A 19,076-nucleotide genomic window follows, 5' to 3' on the forward strand; every position below is an offset into this window, starting at 1 on the left:
CCATGAACATAACTCATCGCCCAGTATTACTGGCCGAGGCGGTGACGGCGCTAGTCGACGGTCCACTCATTCAAAAACAAACATCAGTCACTCCGCTTTTGGTGATCGATGGAACGTTTGGTCGTGGAGGCCACACGCAAGCATTGCTGGGGCAATTGCCTACCCATGCACGCATGATTTCCTTCGACAAGGATCTCGATGCGATAGCGGTTGCCAAAAAAATAAACGATCCACGCTTGACAATCATTCACGACAGTTTTGCGCAGATGGATCAATATGCACGCCCAGAATCAGTCGATGGCATTTTGTTGGATTTGGGAATCAGCTCTCCCCAGGTGGACGAGGCACATCGCGGTTTTTCTTTTCGTCGCAATGGCCCACTCGATATGCGCATGGATACCGAGCATGGCTTCACTGCCGCACAATGGTTAGAGCAAGCGCCGCAGGAGGAAATTGCGCGCGTGATTAAGACATATGGTGAAGAGCGTTTTGCATTTCAAATCGCTAAAGCAATTGTTGCTAAGCGAGAGGAGGGCCTTGCTCCAAAGACTACTTTCGAATTGGCTGCTTTAGTTGCAGGCGTTGTGCGCACTAGAGAGGCAGGACAAGATCCGGCAACTAGAACATTTCAGGCTTTGCGAATTTTTATTAATCGTGAATTAGAAGATTTAGAGCAAGGCTTAAAAGCAGCCTTGCAATTATTGAAACCTGGTGCACGGTTAGCGGTGATTAGTTTTCATTCTTTAGAAGATCGCATCGTGAAGCAATTCATGCAAGCGCATGCGAAAGTAGAGGTGCCTCGAGGCTTGCCTCTAAGAGAAAAAGATTTGCCACAAAGTGCATTAGAAATCATCGCACGAGTGAAACCGAGCGAGCAGGAGGTGCAAGAAAATCCTCGTGCACGATCAGCAATCATGCGGGTTGCTCAAAAGCGGATGGGGTTGCCAGCATGAATCGCGCAACCTTGACTCTACTTTCGCTCTTATTAGTTTGCGCTTTGTCTTTGGTGGCTGCCCAACAGCATGCAAGAAGATTATTTGTTTCTTTAGAGCAAGCCCAAATTGAAGAGCGTCGCTTAAATCAAGATTGGTTGCGTCTGGAGTATGAGCAGCGTAATTTATCTAAGTCAGCTCGTATACGGGATGTAGCGCGTAATCAGTTAAACATGGTGCCTATTTCTCCTGATAGAACGGTCTATCTGAAGGAGGCCAAATGAGGCCGGTAGGTTTTTCTACTACACCCAATTTAGTGTTGCGTTTGCCGATGTGGCGCTCGCGCCTGATGTTATTCCTTTTGTTTTTTGTATTTATGATGCTTTTGCTGCGGGCTTTCTGGATTCAGGGCCCGGGTAATGCTTTTTACGAAGCCAAGGGAGTGCGTGGTACACAGCGTGAACTTGAATTGCCAGCCTCGCGTGGAAAAATATTGGATCGCAATGGCCAAGTCATTGCTACGAGCCTAGAAGCAAAATCAATCATCGCATATATCGATACAGTTCCGGATGACTTATCGGCTGAAAAAATCCATAAGTTAGCAGCACTGTTGCAAATGAATGATGCTGATTTACGGAAAAAATTACGTGAAGAACGTAAGCAAGTATTTTTAAAGCGCCAGGTTGAGCCTGATATCGCTCAGCAAATTAAGCAATTAGAAATTCCTGGAATTGGACTGAACAACGAGTACCGACGCTTTTATCCCGAAGGTGAAGCAATGGCGCACGTGGTGGGCTTCACTAATGTGAATGACCAGGGCCAAGAGGGCATAGAGTATTCGAGGGAGGATGCGTTGGCTGGACATGCTGGGCAGCGTCGTGTAGTCATAGACCGTCTGGGGCGCGTGGTTGAGGAAGTGGGTATTGACCGGTTGCCGCAAAACGGCAAGGATTTACAGCTCTCCGTAGACAGCAAGATTCAATATATTGCTTATAACGCAGTTAAAAATGCTGTTGAGCAACATCATGCAAAAGCAGGCAGCGCTGTTGTTCTTGATACGCAAACCGGCGAAATTCTAGCGCTTGCAAATTATCCGAGCTACAACCCTAATGATCGGAGATATCTCACGGGTGAGCAACTGCGTAACCGGGCGTTAACAGATATGTTTGAGCCTGGATCAACTATTAAGCCGTTTACTGTTTCAACTGCTTTGGAAAAAGGGGTTATTACACCTAGCTCCACTATGGTAATCGGCGCAAGTTATTTGATTGGTAAAAAACCAATTACCGATACCCACCCCAATGGAACTTTGACAATCGCTCAAGTGATTCAGAAATCAAGCAATATTGGGGCTGCAAAAATTGCCATGAACTATCTCACACCAGAAGAGATGTGGGATATGTATTCTGCTGTTGGATTTGGTCAAGCACCCAAGATTGGTTTCCGTGGCGCAGTAGCGGGCACCTTACATCCCTATAAAAAATGGGCTGAAAGTGATCAAGCTCGTATCGCTTTTGGTTATGGCCTCTCTGGGTCATTATTTCAGGTAGCGCGTGCATATACTATTTTCGCTCGTGATGGAGAGTTGGTTCCGATTACGATCGAACGCAGCCCGGAATTTAAACCTGGTACCAAAGTGATTTCCCCTAAGACTGCCCAGGAAATGCGTGCGATGCTTGAAACGGTAACGCTCCCTGGTGGCACTGCTGTGAAAGCTCAAGTGGATGGCTATCGCGTAGGTGGAAAAACTGGAACTGCACATAAGCTAGTTGGAAAAGGTTACGGCAATAAGTATCTCGCTTATTTTGCAGGAATTGCGCCGATCAGCGCACCCCGTATTTCAGTAGCAGTCATGATTGATGAGCCAACGGGCGGAAGCTATTACGGCGGCGATGTGGCAGCGCCAGTATTTTCGACCATTGTGAGTGAAACTCTGCGTACTTTGAACGTATTACCAGATATTACGACTAGGCAAGCCAGTATTGAAACTGTAGAGCCTGCAGAGGCTCATAGTGTGACACACAAAACATCACACGTGCTTGCTAAGAAATGAAGGTAGATATGATGATTGACCTTCCTCACCTTATTTCGCATTTGCAGAGCATCAGTTCAGCATCGGCTCGTATCAGTGCCGATAGCCGTCAAATCAAAGTAGGCGATATCTTTTTTGCGTATCCGGTAGGTCATGGCACAGCACTACGTGATGGGCGCCAATATATTTTTAGTGCCTTAGCTGCAGGAGCAGCTGCAGTGGTGTATGACCCTAAAGATATTGGCGCTAAATACGAAGGACAAGCAAACTGTTTCCCAGTAGAGGATTTAGCATCACATGCGGGCTATTTGTGCGCTCAGTGGTATGGCAATCCAAGTCAAGATTTAGATGTGATTGGTGTAACTGGCACAAATGGCAAAACAACTATCACTCACTGGTTGGCACAAGCACTAGATACTTCTGAGCATCGCGTGGCTGTATTAGGAACATTGGGAAGTGGTTTTCTTGAATCCTTAGAGCAAACTGGATATACAACTCCTGATGCACCCCGTCTACAAACTCAATTACGAGATTTTCTAAATCGTGGCGCTAAACAAGTGGCAATGGAAGTGTCATCTCATTCCTTAGATCAGGAACGGGTTGCAGGAGTGACATTCAAATGCGCTGTCTTTACAAATTTGACCCAAGATCATTTGGACTACCACTGCACTATGGCTGACTATGCGGAAGCGAAAGCAAAGCTATTTCAGCAACCAGGCTTAGAAGATGCGGTTTTAAATTTAGATGATCCTTTTGGGCGTGAGCTAGCGATTCAATTGCTGGCGAAAAATACCAGCAAAGTATGGGGATATGCTTTAAATGAAGTTGCTTTTAAAGGTTTTGAGAAATTTGGAAACCGTTTGCTGCGGACTTATGTCAAGGATTACAAGTTAAGTCATCTTGGGTATGAGGCGTTATTTTGCTGTGAAGGACTTGCTTCTGATTTGATTCACCTTTCCGTTCTTGGGCAATTCAATTTAAGTAATTGTTTGGCTGTGTGGACGGCCCTCCTTTCCCAGGGTTTGACTAGCACAGAAGCTAGCTTGCGACTATCTAAGCTGCGTCCTGTTGCAGGACGTATGGAAATAGTGCCATTAAATAAGAATCACCCGATGGTAGTGGTTGATTATGCGCATACACCGGATGCTTTAGAAAAAGCCCTGTTAGCTTTGCGTCCTGTAGCACAGGAGCGTGGCGGAAAAATCTGGTGTGTCTTTGGATGCGGCGGAGACCGTGATGTTGCGAAGCGCCCTCAAATGGGTGCAATTGCGCAGCAATATGCTGACCATGTCATTTTGACTAGTGACAATCCCCGCTCAGAAGAGCCAGAAAGTATTATTCAGATGATTCGCTCTGAGATGAGGGTAGATGCTCAGAATGTCCAAGTGATTACTGATCGTGCTGCAGCCATTATGTCTGCAGTTCGTCATGCCCATCCGCACGATCTCGTGCTGGTTGCTGGCAAGGGGCATGAGTCAACACAAGAGATCAATGGCAAGAAGTTCGACTTCTCTGACCAGCAACATATTCAGTTGTCTGCCGGAGGGGGAGTGTGATGCCAGTCATGACAACCCTTGCGGATATTTGCGCTATGCTGCCCGGCAGTCAGTTAATCAATATTTCTGAAGCGGAAGCGCGAAATTTTATGTTGAGTACAGTGGGTACTGACAGTCGACAGGTGGAGCCAGCAGAATTATTTATCGCTTTAGCGGGCGATCGATTTGATGCCCATGATTATTTGGTCGATGTTGCGAAAGCAGGGGCAGGTGCTGCACTGATTAGCAAAAAAGAAGCTTGCCCAGCACACCTTCCAGCGGTATGTATTGCAGATACCCGTCTCGGATTAAGCGTTTTAGCCAAAGCTTGGCGAGCAAAATTTTCCCTGCCTTTGGTTTTGGTGACTGGTAGCAATGGAAAGACTACCGTAAAGGAAATGATTGCCTCAATATTTAAGGCGGCAGTTGGTGAATCACATGCTCTGGTTACAAAGGGAAACCTGAATAACGATATTGGCTTGCCATTAACACTTTTATGCCTAAGACCAGCTCATCACTTGGCAGTCATTGAGCTGGGAATGAATCATCCTGGTGAAACCGCGCAACTGGCTCATATTGCTGCTGCAAATATTGCGCTCATTAACAATGCGCAACGTGAGCATCAAGAGTTTATGGCTACAGTGGCTGCTGTAGCGCAAGAGCATGCTGATGTCTTGCGAGCCTTACCCAAGGATGGCATTGCAATCTTCCCTGCAGATTCTGAGTTTGATAGCGTTTGGCGAACTGCCGCGCACGGCCGCCAGATTATTGATTTTGCTTTGCTCTCTAATGGCGCGATGTCGCAAGCAGCGGTCACTGGAAGACTGCTTAGTAATGGTCAGGTACAAATTGAAACAAAGCAGGGCTCTATTGAAGTTCAATTAAAAACCATGGGCAATCACAACGTCCGCAATGCCCTGGCTGCAACTGCGGTTGCTTTGGGTGCAGGCGTCAGTCTTGAGAATATTAAAGTGGGGCTAGAAACATTTATACCTGTTACTGGCCGCATGCAGGCAAAGAACTTAGATGCCAACCATCTTCTGGTTGATGACAGTTACAACGCTAATCCTGATTCTGTGCGAGCTGCCATTGATGCTTTGAAGCAAACGACTGATTTCTCCTGGTTGGTTTTGGGTGATATGGGCGAGGTGGGTGACCAAGGGCCTGCATTCCATCATGAGGTGGGTTCATATGCTGCTGCTCAAGGTGTTGCCCGACTGTTTGCGCTAGGTGAGCAATCGCAAAAAGCGGTTGAGGGTTTTAAGCAAACGACGAAAAAATTCAATCTTTCGTCTAAGGCTGAGCATTTTGCAGATGTAGAGAAATTAAATGCGGCCCTGCTTGAAGTATTACAGGCAGAGGGCGGCAATACTAAGTTAACAATTTTGGTTAAAGGTTCACGTTTTATGCGTATGGAGCGTGTGGCAAAAGCCTTATTAGGGGAGGCTAAAACATGCTCTTGATCTTGGCGCAATGGTTGCAAGACGATTATGGATTTTTCCGCGTCTTTAATTACATCACTTTTAGAGCGGTAATGGCAACGGTAACTGCCTTATTAATTGGTTTGGCAGCGGGTCCATGGGTGATTCGTAAATTGACTGCATTAAAAATGGGTCAAGCAGTACGGACGGATGGACCTCAAACCCATTTGGTGAAATCCGGCACGCCCACCATGGGTGGCGTATTGATATTGCTATCCATTTTTGTCTCTTGCATGCTTTGGGCGGATATCAGCAATCGTTTTATTTGGATTGTGATGATTGTCACTTTTGGTTTCGGTTTGGTTGGTTGGGTTGATGACTATCGGAAGGTGGTTTACAAAGATCCTAAAGGCATGGCTTCAAGAGAAAAATTCTTTTGGCAAACCTTAATTGGCCTATTTGCTGCGATCTATTTGGCCTTCTCGGTTTCAGAAGTGAATAACTTAAGGGTGCTCCAGTTATTTTTTGATTGGCTAAGAAGTGGTTTTGCACTTGATTTACCAGCCAAGTCAAATTTATTAATTCCATTCATGAAGGAGATTAGTTATCCCTTAGGTGTAATGGGATTCATTATTTTGAGCTACCTCGTCATCGTTGGTAGTAGCAATGCAGTTAATCTGACCGATGGCCTTGATGGCTTGGTCATCATGCCAGTGATATTGGTAGGGGCTGCATTAGGTGCCTTTGCTTATGTAATGGGTAATGCAATTTATGCGAAATATCTCTTGTTTCCATATATTCCAGGCGCTGGTGAACTGATGATTTTTTGCGGCGCCATGGGCGGCGCTGGTTTAGCGTTTCTTTGGTACAACACCCATCCCGCTCAAGTTTTCATGGGTGATGTTGGAGCGCTGGCATTGGGTGGGGCTTTAGGCACGATTGCCGTAATCGTGCGACAAGAGATAGTTCTCTTTGTAATGGGCGGCATTTTTGTTGCAGAGACATTTTCAGTGATGCTGCAAGTTTTTTGGTTCAAGGTAACTAAAAAGCATTATGGAGTTGGTCGTCGAATTTTCCGGATGGCCCCGCTGCACCATCACTTTGAATTGGGCGGCTGGAAAGAAACCCAAGTAGTAGTGCGTTTTTGGATTATTACGATTCTTTTAGTTTTGATTGGCTTATCCAGTCTCAAATTACGGTAAGCCCGATAGAAAAATGCATAACTTAGAAAACACTTTTGCTAATCCAATCATGCTAAATGATGAGGGTTATCAGGCTCCTAACAATTTCCTCATACTGGGATTGGGTGAGTCGGGTGTTGCTATGGCAAAGTGGTGCTTACGCAATGGCGCGAAAGTTTCATTGGTTGATACCCGTGCTCGCGAGCAGTTAAGCCCCCGTCAGTTAGCCTGGCTTGGTGAACTTGAATTTGCTGGATTGCAAGCTGCGCATTTTGGTGTATTCAATGAGTCTCTTTTGGCTAATGTTGAGGTAATTGGTATTAGTCCAGGTTTATCGCCTATTCAAGAGCCTACCCAATCTTTCTTGGCCCAAGCGCAAAAAGAAGTCATTGATATTTGGAGTGAGATTGAATTTTTTGCGAGAGCAATTGCGGCCATGGGCCGGACTGCCCAGGCCCATGACAGCAAATATGAACCAGCTATTTTGGCTGTTACTGGTACGAATGGTAAGACTACAACTACCGCTTTAACAGGGCGCCTATGTGAGCGTGCTGGCAAGAAGGTTGCAGTTGCTGGCAATATTAGTCCGGCCGCATTAGATAGATTGATGTCCGCCTTGGATGGTGCGGATCAAATAGAAGATATGCCAGATGTATGGGTGCTTGAGCTTTCTAGTTTTCAGCTACTTCATACCCATTCGCTCAATGCGACTGCAGCCACAATTTTGAATCTCACTCAGGATCATTTGGATTGGCATGGGGATATGCAGGCATATGCCAACGCTAAAGCAAATATATTTGGTCCGAATACCATTTGCATTCTGAATCGCAATGACCCATTAGTAATGGGTTTAATTTCAGAGGCTCAAAAGACCGATAGATCCATCGTGACTTTTGGATCTAGTCGTCCCGATGAGCAGGGCGCTTTTGGCATTGAACATGATCTGCGTGCTGGCGGAATTGATTGGCTGGTATGGGCTGAAGTGGATGAGGAATTAGAACCTCAACCCAAAAGACGCCGCAAGAGTGCCATTGTTGAAGATGAACCTTTGCGTTTAAAAAGATTAATTCCTGCAGATGCATTACGTATTCGAGGTCGACACAATGCTTTGAATGCTTTAGCAGCGCTTGCATTAGCAAGAGCAGCTAGGCTACCGATGAATATGCTCTTGCATGGTTTACGTGACTACCAAGGTGAACCACATCGTGTTCAGAGTATTGCCATCATCGAAGGCGTGGAATATGTTGATGACAGTAAGGGAACTAATGTGGGTGCCACTGTTGCAGCGCTAAATGGCTTAGGCAATAGCGAAGCAGGTAAGCGTATTTGGTTAATTGCTGGTGGCGATGGCAAAGGTCAGGATTTCAGTCCACTGCGTGATCCGGCAATGCGTTTTGTAAAAGGCACTTTTCTCATTGGTAAAGATGGCGCTGCCATTGGTGGCGCTCTGGGTGAGGCTATACCTTGCGTAATGAGCGGTACATTGCCAGAGGCTGTCAAAGCAGCAGCCTTGCAGGCCCAGTCTGGAGATATTGTGCTGCTATCACCTGCATGCGCAAGCTTGGATCAGTTTCGTGATTATGTTGAACGTGCTGAAGTATTCGCATCTGAAGTGCAGGAATTGGCAATGCGATTTGATGGGGTACATGCATGAGTCTAAAAGATAAGCTATTCCCTGAAAGCCGTTTGGGTCTCGGACGCTTCTGGAATTTCTCTAGAGGCGGTATCGATAATTTCCGCAGCGGTTTACGCGATGCTGTGTCTGGGGTGGAGCAAACACGTTCACGCATGATGGAGTACGACCAGTTATTGGTATGGGCGGTCTTGTCTCTGACACTCATTGGCTTGGTCATGGTGTATTCCGCCTCTATTACTTTAGCTGATGGTCCCAAATACGCAAACTACAGTAGTAATTTCTTCCTGATTCGACACGTTGTTTCTTTAGTGATCGCTATTGGCGTGGGTATTTGGACATTTAAGATTCCATCAAAAGTATGGGATCGCTATTCCCCGATTATTTTTGGTTTTACCGTGTTGCTCTTGATTGCCGTTTTAGTTCCCGGTTTGGGCAAAGGTGTCAATGGTGCAAAGCGTTGGATCCCTTTGGGCATTATGAATTTTCAGCCATCTGAGCTGATGAAATTTGCTGCCGTTATCTTTGCTGCTACTTACACAGTTCAGCGCCAAGAGTATTTGCATTCCTTTGTTAAGGGCATGTTACCAATGGGTATTGCGGTGGCATTGGTGGGTGGTCTATTAATGGCAGAGCCCGATATGGGTGCCTTTGTGGTGGTTGCTTTAATTGCCTTTGGCATCTTGTTCTTGGGTGGCATTGATGCCAAATTATTTGGTGGTTTATTAGTCGTTGGCCTGATGAGTGGCGCAACGATGATTGCCTTGTCACCTTTCCGTAGGGGTCGGATGTTAGCCTTTATGGATCCCTGGGAAGTAAATAATGCAGCTAATAAGGGATACCAACTAACCCATTCCTTGATGGCCTTTGGCCGAGGTGAATGGTTTGGCACTGGCTTGGGTGGAAGTGTGGAGAAACTGCATTACCTTCCTGAGGCCCATACTGATTTCATCATGGCCGTGATAGGTGAAGAGTTGGGATTTGTTGGTGTAGTTGTCATCATTTTCTTGTTCTACTGGATTGTGCGTCGCGCCTTCTTAATTGGTCGCACCGCCTTGCAGTTAGATCGTAGTTTTGCTGGTTTAGCTGCGAAGGGCGTTGCGATTTGGATTGGTTGGCAAGCTTTTATCAACATGGGCGTGAACTTAGGCCTTTTACCAACTAAGGGGTTAACTTTGCCTTTGGTGAGTTATGGCGGCTCTGGCATTGTGATGAATGCAGTAGCTATTGCAATGTTGCTACGTATTGATTATGAGAACCGTATATTGATGCGTGGAGGGAAGTTATGACTCAACCCTCTATATTGGTAATGGCTGGTGGAACTGGCGGACATATTTTTCCCGGCTTAGCAGTTGCAAGCTATTTGCGCACATGTGGCTGGAAAGTGTCTTGGCTTGGTAATCCAAGCGGTATGGAGTATCGCCTGGTGAGTGCGCACCATATTCCATTTGAAGCGGTAGACTTCGGTGGTTTGCGTGGTAAGGGCTTAAAAACCAAGTTGATGTTGCCCATAAATTTATTCCGTGCGGCTGTGCAAAGTTGGAAAATTATGCGTCGCTTAAAGCCAAATGTGGTTTTGGGTATGGGTGGTTACATTACCTTCCCAGGGGGCTTAGTTTCTAAAATATTGAAGCGTCCTCTAGTGCTGCATGAGGCCAATTCTGTGGCTGGCAGCGCCAATCGTGTTTTGGCAAAAATAGCAACTTGCACATTGACAGGCTTCCCTAATACGATGGAAAACGCTGAGTGGGTTGGTAATCCAATACGAGAAGTATTTGATGTATTAGCTACACCTACAGTGCGCTATGAGCAACGTCAAGGAAGATTGGCACTCTTGGTGGTAGGTGGCAGCTTAGGTGCAGCCGCATTAAATGAGACGATTCCAGCCGCCTTAGCTTTAATACCTTTCGAGTCACGTCCCGTCGTCATTCATCAGGCTGGAGAAAAACATTTGGCAGAGCTTCAGGAGCGCTACATAAGCTTGGGTGTTCAGGCTGATGTACGTGCATTTATAGATGACATGCCAGCAGCATATGGCCAAGCAGATTTAGTTATTTGCCGCTCTGGGGCGATGACTGTTTCAGAGTTAGCTGCTTGTGGCGTTGCTTCTTGTTTGATTCCATTTCCATTTGCAATTGATGACCATCAAACTGCTAATGCACGATTTTTATCAGATGCAAAAGCAGCCATTTTATTGCCCCAAAACAATCTCAATCCAACAGATCTGGCTTTAATGATTCAACATTTTGATCGCAGTGCTCTCAAACAGATGGCTCAATATGCTCATGCATTAGCAAAGCCTCATGCCACAAAGCGAGTGGCAGAAGTATGTGCACAATGTGCCGGAGTCAGCCTATGAAGCACATAGTTCAGCAAATTCATTTTGTAGGAATTGGTGGCGCCGGCATGAGCGGTATTGCTGAAGTCTTGCTAAATTTAGGGTATCAAGTTTCCGGCTCCGACTTATCTGAGGGTATCTCCACTAAACGTTTGCGTGAGCTTGGTGCCGTAATTTATATTGGCCATGACGCTAAAAATATTGGCACTGCAGAGGCTGTTGTGATTTCTACTGCTGTCGCAGGAAATAATCCCGAGGTTCTGGCGGCTCGCGCAGCCAAGGTGCCGGTCATTCAGCGCGCTGTCATGCTGGGTGAGTTGATGCGCTTAAAGCAAGGGATTGCAATTGCGGGGACTCACGGCAAGACAACTACCACTAGTTTGGTTGCATCTGTATTAGCAGAAGGCGGCCTAGATCCTACTTTTGTGATTGGTGGAAAACTGAATTCTGCCGGAGCAAATGCACGTTTAGGGCAGGGCGATTTCATTGTGGTTGAAGCCGACGAGTCAGATGCTTCATTCTTGCAGTTATTTCCTGCGATGGAGGTAGTGACGAATATCGATGCCGATCATATGGATACCTATCAGCATGATATGGCTCGGTTAAAGCAGGCCTTCGTCCAATTTATTCAGCGGATGCCCTTTTATGGCATTGCAGTTTTGTGTATTGATGATGCCAATGTCAAAGATATTATTCCATTTGTATCGCAGTCCATTCTGAGCTATGGGTTATCTGAAAACGCTGATATTCGTGCTTCGAATGTGAGAGCAGACGGCACCACGATGCATTTCACGGTTGATCGTCGCACTATTCGTAGACATGGAAATCAGCCAGGCCGCTTAGAAATTCAACTCAATCTGCCTGGCCTACATAATGTACGAAATGCACTAGCTGCAATTGCTATTGCTACTGAATTAGGTGTAGGTGATGAGGCCATTATCAAGACTTTATCCCAGTTCGATGGTGTAGGGCGTCGCTTCCAACGCTATGGTGATATTCCTCTGGCATCTGGTGGTAGTTACACCTTGATCGATGACTATGGCCATCATCCTGTAGAAATGGCTGCCACTTTAGCGGCTGCCCGGGGGGCATATCCTGAACGCAGATTGGTTTTGGCCTTCCAGCCACATCGATATACACGCACGCGCGATTGCTTCGGTGAGTTCGTTCAAGTCTTGCGCAATTTTGATGCTTTGGTTTTGACAGAGGTTTATCCAGCAGGCGAAGCACAGATTACTGGAGCAGATGGCAAGAGCTTGATGAAAGCCGCTCTCACAACTGATAAGAATGCAAAGTCATTATTGGATTCCCAAGCAGTTGCATTTGCTCCTTCTGTTGCTGAGATGCCAGAAAAGTTACATGCAATTTTGCAAAATGGTGATGTTGTGATTACGATGGGGGCGGGTTCTATTTCTGCTTTGCCCCATACACTGTCGGAGGCTAAAAATGTCTAATTTGCCTAGTTCGATGAAATCTTGGGGTGAGCGCGTCAAAGAGGATTTAGCCAAGCTAGATATTCAAGCCTTAGGTAGGGTGGGTGTTTTATTGGGTGGTCGCTCTGGCGAGAGAGAAATTTCTTTAATGTCTGGCAACGGTGTTTTAGAGGCGCTACTTTCAAAGGGTGTCAATGCTCATGCCTTCGATACGGGTCTTCGTTGCCCCACTGAGTTAAGCCAAGAAAAATTTGATCGTGTCTTTATTTCTTTGCATGGCCGTTATGGTGAGGATGGGACGATTCAGGGTTTGTTGGAGCTCCTTAATCTTCCCTATACCGGCAGTGGGGTGCTCGCATCTGCTTTAGCAATTGACAAAATTGTTACAAAGCAAATTTGGCTCAGCAATCATTTATCTACCCCTCAGTACGAAGAGCTTACTGCCAAGAGTGACTGGAATGCGGTTGCTCAGCACTTGGGTTTACCTTTAATCGTGAAGCCTGCAAATGAGGGATCCTCATTGGGCTTAACAAAGGTTAGAACGGTAGAGGAATTACCAGCCGCATATCAATTGGCTGCTGGCTTAGATAAGAAGGTCATTGCCGAGACTTGCATTATTGGTGACGAGTTAACTTGTCCTATTGTGGGTGAAGGTGAGAATGCAGAAGCCTTGCCAGTCATCAAAATTGTTCCTCCAGAGGCAAATTACGACTTTCATCACAAGTATTTCTCAGATGAAACGAAATATTTATGCCCTACCGGCTTAGCTCCAGAAGTCAATTTGGCCGTTCAAGAGCTGGTTGTAGCAGCTTATCGCGCTCTGGGTTGTAGAACTTGGGGTCGGGCAGATGTGATGTTGGATCAAAAAACTGGTAAGCCTTATTTATTGGAAATGAATACTTCACCTGGAATGACATCACATTCATTGGTCCCAATGGCTGCAAAAGCATCGGGTGTGGAATATGCCGATCTCGTACTTTGGATATTGGGCACTACTTTGAAAAATAAGGTGGGTGCTAAGTAAATGAGTAGCTTCCTGAACCGCTCCGGAGAGGTATTTGCCTCGCTGATGTCGCCACTTTGGAATCATCCTGAGCGGATGCAAAAGCTCAGCCGTTTTTTATTGCGCTGTTTTGCAGTGATGCTTTGTATTGGTATTTTGGTTTGGCTGAGTCAGCGCCCCGTATTTGCTTTGCGTCAAGTTCAAATTGAGCCAGTAGCGGGACAAACTTTGCAACATATCAATCGTTCAGCAGTCAAACAAGAAGTCCTCGAGACAGTGCAAGGTAATTTCTTTAGTGTGAAATTAGAGGATGTAAAGCGTGGTTTTGAGTCTCTTCCTTGGGTGAGACACGCCAATGTAAGAAGGGTATGGCCAAACGGACTGATTATCAGTATTGAAGAGCAAAAACCATTTGGCACCTGGGGTGGTGTAAATGGAGACACGCTAATGAATACTCACGGTGAAATCTTTCCCGGGCATAGAAGCGAAGTGGCCAATGAGCTCACGCTAATTGATTTTTCTGGGCCTGATGATGCTAGCCAAGAAGTAATGCGTTTATATGAAAAAGCAAATGCTTGGTTTAAGCCATGGGGCGCTGAGGTAACTAGTTTGGCCTTGTCAGATCGCTATGCCTGGCACATTAAGTTATCCAATGGCATGAAGGTGGAATTTGGTAGGGATGAAGAGAGTTCTGATAAGTCGCTTACCGAAGAGCGGGTTGCACGTCTTTTTAAGTATTGGCCGCAGGTACAGGATAAATGGGCTAATCGTGTAGATGCAGTGGACTTGCGTTATGCAAATGGATTTGCAGTGCATTTAGTGGCTGCTAATTTAAAAAAGAACGATGTCGATAGTAAAAAAGTGAGCACAAGTAAATGAGTAAAGACAATCGCGATTTATTGGTTGGTTTAGATATCGGCACCTCAAAGGTGGTTGCCTTGGTTGCTGAATTGGGCCCAGATGGCCAATTTAATGTGGTCGGTGTTGGACAAACCGCCTCTAAGGGACTAAAAAAGGGGGTTGTCGTCAATATTGAAGCAACCGTGCAATCTATTCAGAAGGCATTAGAAGAAGCTGAGGTAATGGCTGATCGTCAAATTGTTCAGGTATTTACGGGGATTGCTGGAAACCATATTGTTAGTTTCAATTCCAGTGGCATGGTTGCTATTCGGGATAAAGAAGTAGGCCCTGGGGATGTTGAGCGTGTATTAGAGACTGCTAAAGCAATCAATATTCCTACTGATCAACAAATTCTGCATATTCTCGTTCAAGAATTCATTATTGATGGTCAGGAAGATGTCCGTGAACCGATTGGTATGAGTGGACTGCGTTTAGAAGTCAAGGTTCATATCGTCACTGGTGCAGTCAGTGCCGCCCAAAATATTGTGAAATGTGTGCGTCGTTGCGGCCTTGAAGTCAATGACTTAATTTTGCAGCCTTTAGCTTCGAGTTTGGCAGTTCTCACCGAAGATGAAAAAGAGCTCGGTGTTGTGTTGGTAGATATTGGGGGCGGTACAACTGATATTGCTATTTATTGTCAGGGCTCTATTCGTCATACAGCAGTCATTCCAATTGCTGGAGATCAAATCACCAATGACATTGCTATGGCTTTGCGCACTCCCACGATTGATGCGGAAGATTTGAAAATTCAGCATGGTATTGCTCGCCAAGATATGGCCGATCCAACCGCCATGATTGATGTTCCTGGAGTCGGAGACCGTGAGCCACGACCTATGTCCAAGCAAGCCTTAGCCGCTGTTATTGAGCCGCGCGTTGAAGAGTTATTTACCTTGGTCCGCGGTGTGGTGCGAGATGCAGGCTATGAAGATATGGTTTCTTCTGGAGTGGTCTTAACTGGCGGAACTACTTTAATGCCTGGCATGGTTGAGTTGGCTGAGCAAGTCTTCTTACGCCCCGCGCGTATTGGTACACCAGAGTATCGCGGGCATTTACATGAAGTATTACGCAGCCCAAGATTTGCTACCAGCATTGGTTTATTAATGGAAGGTCAGGCGCAACTATTGCGTGGCCGTCGTGTTTCTCAGTCAGGCGCATTTCAGGAAGTGATCTCGCGCATGAAGGAATGGTTTGCAGGAAATTTTTAAGTTTTTTCGTCGTCGTCAATGTAGTAAATTTATTACCTAGGAGGGTATATGGAATTTGAAATGTTAGATCAAGAAACAGCTGGCAAAACCATTATCAAAGTGGTTGGAGTCGGAGGCGCTGGCGGCAATGCAGTCCAGCACATGATTCGTCGCGGTGTAAACGGCGTAGAGTTCATTTGCATGAACACCGATGCTGGCGCCTTAGTGCGTTCAGAGGCATCTGTGAATTTGCAACTGGGTTCTAGCGGACTGGGAGCTGGTGCTAAACCAGAAATCGGTGCGGCCTCCGCTGAAGAAGCGCGTGCTCGGATTGCAGATGCTCTGCAAGGTGCACACATGGTATTTATTACCGCTGGTATGGGTGGCGGTACGGGTACTGGTGCAGCCCCAATCGTAGCCCAAGTAGCAAAAGAGATGGGTATTTTGACGGTTGGTGTGATTAGTAAGCCATTTGACTTCGAAGGTGTTAGGCGTTTAAAAGTGGCAGAAAGAGGCGCTGCTGAATTAGAGAGCTATGTTGACTCGCTCATCGTTGTTCTCAATGAGAAACTCTTTGAAGTGATGGGTGAAGATGCTGAGTTTGATAAAGCATTTGCATGTGCTGATGATGTATTGCATAACGCTGTTTCAGGCATTGCGGAAATCATCAATGTTCAAGGTTTGATTAACGTCGACTTCGAAGACGTAAAAACCGTGATGGGCGAGCAAGGTAAAGCCATGATGGGTACTGCTACTGTTTCTGGCATGGATCGTGCGCGCTTGGCTGCAGAGGCTGCTGTTGCATCACCATTGTTAGAGGGCGTAGACTTATCTGGTGCTCGCGGTGTGTTGGTTAACATTACTGCAAGTCGTTCCTTGAAGTTATCTGAAACACGTGAAGTAATGGCTGCGATCCGCGGCTATGCTGCTGATGATGCTACAGTTATTTTTGGTACCGTGTATGACGATAGCTTGGGTGATGCATTGCGCGTGACTGTAGTGGCAACTGGTTTAAATAATCCTCAAGCTAGGCAAAGCAATCAACCCGAAGTGGTTTGGAGACAAGCGACTGGTACACATGATGCGATGCCAACCATGGCTGATTTGAACAGTTTTGCGCCTACCAGTGCAGCTGCTGCAATCGGTAGAGGTGTAAATGACTCAGCATTAGGTACCAGTGCTGGTTTAGCAATGACCGGATTTGGCGCTGCTCCAGCCGCTGCTCAACCAGCTTCTACTGGTGTTGATTACAGTCAATATGATTTGCCACGCGTATTCCGTAGTTCACGTGATACTGCAGCTGCTCCAACTCTAGGCGCTGATAGCTCACCTCAGGCAAAAACCATGTTGGATAAAGGGGCTGATTATTACGAGATTCCTGCCTTTTTACGTAAACAAGCAGATTAAGTAACAGCTCAATACAATAGATAGTTGCGAAATGCCAGCGCGGCGCCCCTCCGGACGACGAATCCCGCGCTTGCGTTGGCATACTTACGAACAACAACTATTTACTGGGAGATCCCATGATTGCAGTCGGACAAAAGTTACCAAATGCCACCCTCTATGAATTTTTGAATGAGCCAACTGAAGGCTGTTCTTTGGGGCCCAATGCATTTGAAGTTGAAAAGCTAGTAGCCGGTAAAAAAATTGTGATTTTTGCATTACCTGGTGCATTTACGCCAACTTGTTCTGCTCAGCATGTGCCTGGCTATCTTGAGCACTTTGACGCAATCAAGGCGAAAGGCGTTGATGAGATTTGGTGTATTTCTGTCAATGATCCATTTGTAATGGGTGCTTGGGGCCGTGATTTACACGTCGGCAATAAGATCCGTATGTTTGGTGATGGTAGTGCTGAGTTCACCAAAAAAATTGGTATGGAATTTGATTTGATTTCTCGCGGCTTGGGTGTGCGCTCACAGCGTTATGCCATGATCGTTGAAGATGGTGTTGTTAAAACACTAGATCTCGAAGCTCCGGGTAAGTTTGAAGTGAGTGATGCTGCTTCTGTATTGAAAAAGCTTTAATCAATCTCAACCACTTTAATATAAATGATGATGAAGCAACGCACAATCGCCACACCGGTGAAGACCGTGGGGATTGGCTTGCATTCAGGGCGCAAGGTAACCATTACAATTAAGCCTGCGCCCATTAATGCAGGGGTCTGTTTTGTGCGTGTTGATTTGCCAGATCAGCCCGTTGTTCCGGCAACCGCTTTAGCAGTGTGCGATACCCGTTTAGCATCCGTGATTCAAAGAGATGGGATACGTATTTCTACGGTAGAGCATTTGCTTTCAGCATGTGCTGGCTTAGGCCTTGATAATTTATTAATTGAGCTGGATGGTGAAGAAGTGCCCATCATGGATGGAAGTGCTGCCTCATTTCTATTCTTAATTGAGTCTGCTGGTATTGTCGAGCAAGATGCTCCCCGTCAATTTGTGGTGATTAAGAAAGCAGTAGAGGTGTGTGAGGGCGATAAACTTGCTCGTCTTGAGCCCTTCTTTGGATTTAAGCTCGATTTCACAATTGATTTCAAACACCCTGCAGTAGATAAGACGGGGCAGAGATTCATTGTCGATTTTGCAGAACATGCCTACCGAGTTGAAATTGGGCGTGCACGCACTTTTGGTTTTGCTCATGAAGTTGAAGCGCTCCGTGAGATGGGTTTAGCGCGTGGCGGAAGCTTGGATAACGCCATCGTTCTAGATGAACATCGCATCTTGAATAACGAAGAGCTGCGTTATGACGATGAGTTTGTAAGACATAAAATTCTCGATGCCATTGGCGATTTATATTTAATTGGGCACCCCATTGTGGGCGCATATACCGCCATCAAGTCGGGTCATGCCCTCAATAACGCTCTGTTACGCAAGCTTTTGGAAGATCCGAGCGCATACGAAATTAGCTCGTTTCCCGAAAATAAGGCGCCTGCCGCCTATGCCCAAGAGAGTCAACCCCTCTTTTTCTAATTATTTAGGTTTGCTCTGCAGTAAACGCTCAACTGCTTTGCGCAGCTCAGAATCTGGCTCAAGTTGATTTTTCAGGTTTTCCCAGGCTTTGCGCGCAATTTCATTAAAACCCTGTGGTTTTCTAGTTTGCTTTAGGCCTGAACCAGGTTTTACTTCCCAGGTTGCTGATGGAGGTTTCAGGCGCACCTTTATCGCCCGGCAGTTCACTCCATTTTTGGCTAACTCATTGATTAAGCTAGGTAAAATCTGCTGTAAACGATTGGCAATACTAGCATTCGAAACCAGCAAGAAAAGCTCATTTTCCCCGCTTGAGCGCCATCCAGCCTCAATTTTGGGGTTGAAATGCTCCAAATTAAATGTACTTAAGGCCCGACTCAAAGCAAACTTGAGCTTAGCTAAATCCTCTGTTTTGGCCAAAATACCCCCAAGACCCTCGGATTCTCGTAGGTAATCAAGCCATTCATGGGCTGCTTTGGTCTGCTTGGTCTTGGGGTGAAAGTTCATATAAAAAGAGGTTG

Annotated in this window: 17 protein-coding genes; 16 read left to right on the forward strand and 1 reads right to left on the reverse strand. The window is 46.1% G+C overall.

Annotation, left to right across the window (positions count from 1 at the left end; genetic code table 11):
- Window positions 1-2 precede the first annotated feature (2 nt).
- The 16 genes from rsmH to lpxC all read left to right on the forward strand — a co-directional run bounded on the left by rsmH (window position 3) and on the right by lpxC (window position 18,558).
- Window positions 3-953 (forward strand): 16S rRNA (cytosine(1402)-N(4))-methyltransferase RsmH, encoded by a 951-nt coding sequence (gene rsmH, locus BOQ04_RS10465; protein WP_076024639.1) that lies wholly within the window; start codon window positions 3-5, stop codon window positions 951-953.
- The gene (gene ftsL / locus BOQ04_RS10470; RefSeq protein ID WP_076024640.1) at window positions 950-1,216 is read left to right on the forward strand and encodes a cell division protein FtsL; all 267 of its coding nucleotides are present in this window, start codon (window positions 950-952) and stop codon (window positions 1,214-1,216) included. The genes rsmH and ftsL overlap by 4 nt, the downstream gene beginning before the upstream one ends.
- The gene (locus BOQ04_RS10475) at window positions 1,213-2,985 is read left to right on the forward strand and encodes a peptidoglycan D,D-transpeptidase FtsI family protein (RefSeq protein WP_076024641.1); all 1,773 of its coding nucleotides are present in this window, start codon (window positions 1,213-1,215) and stop codon (window positions 2,983-2,985) included. Before ftsL ends, BOQ04_RS10475 begins: the two co-directional genes overlap by 4 nt.
- Window positions 2,986-2,993: 8 nt before the next feature.
- Window positions 2,994-4,520 (forward strand): UDP-N-acetylmuramoyl-L-alanyl-D-glutamate--2,6-diaminopimelate ligase, encoded by a 1,527-nt coding sequence (locus BOQ04_RS10480; protein ID WP_233126769.1) that lies wholly within the window; start codon window positions 2,994-2,996, stop codon window positions 4,518-4,520.
- Entirely contained in the window at window positions 4,520-5,962 is a 1,443-nt protein-coding gene (locus BOQ04_RS10485) for a UDP-N-acetylmuramoyl-tripeptide--D-alanyl-D-alanine ligase (protein WP_083657592.1), read from the forward strand. The genes BOQ04_RS10480 and BOQ04_RS10485 overlap by 1 nt, the downstream gene beginning before the upstream one ends.
- Window positions 5,953-7,122 carry a phospho-N-acetylmuramoyl-pentapeptide-transferase gene (mraY, locus tag BOQ04_RS10490; protein WP_076024643.1) on the forward strand — a complete coding sequence of 390 codons (1,170 nt, stop codon included), beginning with the start codon at window positions 5,953-5,955 and terminating at the stop codon, window positions 7,120-7,122. The genes BOQ04_RS10485 and mraY overlap by 10 nt, the downstream gene beginning before the upstream one ends.
- Window positions 7,123-7,171: 49 nt before the next feature.
- Window positions 7,172-8,755 (forward strand): UDP-N-acetylmuramoyl-L-alanine--D-glutamate ligase, encoded by a 1,584-nt coding sequence (gene murD / locus BOQ04_RS10495; protein ID WP_076024695.1) that lies wholly within the window; start codon window positions 7,172-7,174, stop codon window positions 8,753-8,755.
- Entirely contained in the window at window positions 8,752-10,023 is a 1,272-nt protein-coding gene (gene ftsW / locus BOQ04_RS10500) for a putative lipid II flippase FtsW (protein WP_076024644.1), read from the forward strand. Before murD ends, ftsW begins: the two co-directional genes overlap by 4 nt.
- The gene (gene murG / locus BOQ04_RS10505; RefSeq protein WP_076024645.1) at window positions 10,020-11,093 is read left to right on the forward strand and encodes an undecaprenyldiphospho-muramoylpentapeptide beta-N-acetylglucosaminyltransferase; all 1,074 of its coding nucleotides are present in this window, start codon (window positions 10,020-10,022) and stop codon (window positions 11,091-11,093) included. Before ftsW ends, murG begins: the two co-directional genes overlap by 4 nt.
- Complete coding sequence (murC, locus tag BOQ04_RS10510; protein ID WP_076024646.1) at window positions 11,090-12,526, forward strand: UDP-N-acetylmuramate--L-alanine ligase; 1,437 nt, start codon at window positions 11,090-11,092, stop codon at window positions 12,524-12,526. Before murG ends, murC begins: the two co-directional genes overlap by 4 nt.
- A gap of 13 nt (window positions 12,527-12,539) precedes the next feature.
- On the forward strand, window positions 12,540-13,529 hold the full coding sequence (locus BOQ04_RS10515; protein WP_076024647.1) for a D-alanine--D-alanine ligase: 990 nt from the start codon (window positions 12,540-12,542) through the stop codon (window positions 13,527-13,529).
- Window positions 13,530-14,387: a cell division protein FtsQ/DivIB gene (locus BOQ04_RS10520; protein WP_076024648.1), complete on the forward strand. Its 858-nt coding sequence runs from the start codon at window positions 13,530-13,532 to the stop codon at window positions 14,385-14,387. It abuts the gene before it with no gap.
- Window positions 14,384-15,613 (forward strand): cell division protein FtsA, encoded by a 1,230-nt coding sequence (gene ftsA / locus BOQ04_RS10525; protein WP_076024649.1) that lies wholly within the window; start codon window positions 14,384-14,386, stop codon window positions 15,611-15,613. Before BOQ04_RS10520 ends, ftsA begins: the two co-directional genes overlap by 4 nt.
- Before the next feature lie 48 nt (window positions 15,614-15,661).
- Window positions 15,662-16,999 carry a cell division protein FtsZ gene (gene ftsZ, locus BOQ04_RS10530; RefSeq protein ID WP_076024650.1) on the forward strand — a complete coding sequence of 446 codons (1,338 nt, stop codon included), beginning with the start codon at window positions 15,662-15,664 and terminating at the stop codon, window positions 16,997-16,999.
- A gap of 116 nt (window positions 17,000-17,115) precedes the next feature.
- Window positions 17,116-17,616 carry a peroxiredoxin gene (locus BOQ04_RS10535; RefSeq protein ID WP_076024651.1) on the forward strand — a complete coding sequence of 167 codons (501 nt, stop codon included), beginning with the start codon at window positions 17,116-17,118 and terminating at the stop codon, window positions 17,614-17,616.
- A 27-nt stretch (window positions 17,617-17,643) separates the two neighbouring features.
- Window positions 17,644-18,558: a UDP-3-O-acyl-N-acetylglucosamine deacetylase gene (gene lpxC, locus BOQ04_RS10540; protein WP_076024696.1), complete on the forward strand. Its 915-nt coding sequence runs from the start codon at window positions 17,644-17,646 to the stop codon at window positions 18,556-18,558.
- On the opposite strand, the gene BOQ04_RS10545 is transcribed toward lpxC, so the two are convergent.
- Window positions 18,559-19,062, reverse strand: a complete 504-nt coding sequence (locus tag BOQ04_RS10545) for a hypothetical protein (RefSeq protein ID WP_076024697.1) — start codon at window positions 19,060-19,062, stop codon at window positions 18,559-18,561.
- Between the last annotated feature and the right edge of the window lie 14 nt (window positions 19,063-19,076).

The sequence above is a fragment of the Polynucleobacter sphagniphilus genome, from assembly GCF_001953355.1.
In the GTDB taxonomy this organism is placed as follows: Bacteria; Pseudomonadota; Gammaproteobacteria; order Burkholderiales; family Burkholderiaceae; genus Polynucleobacter; species Polynucleobacter sphagniphilus.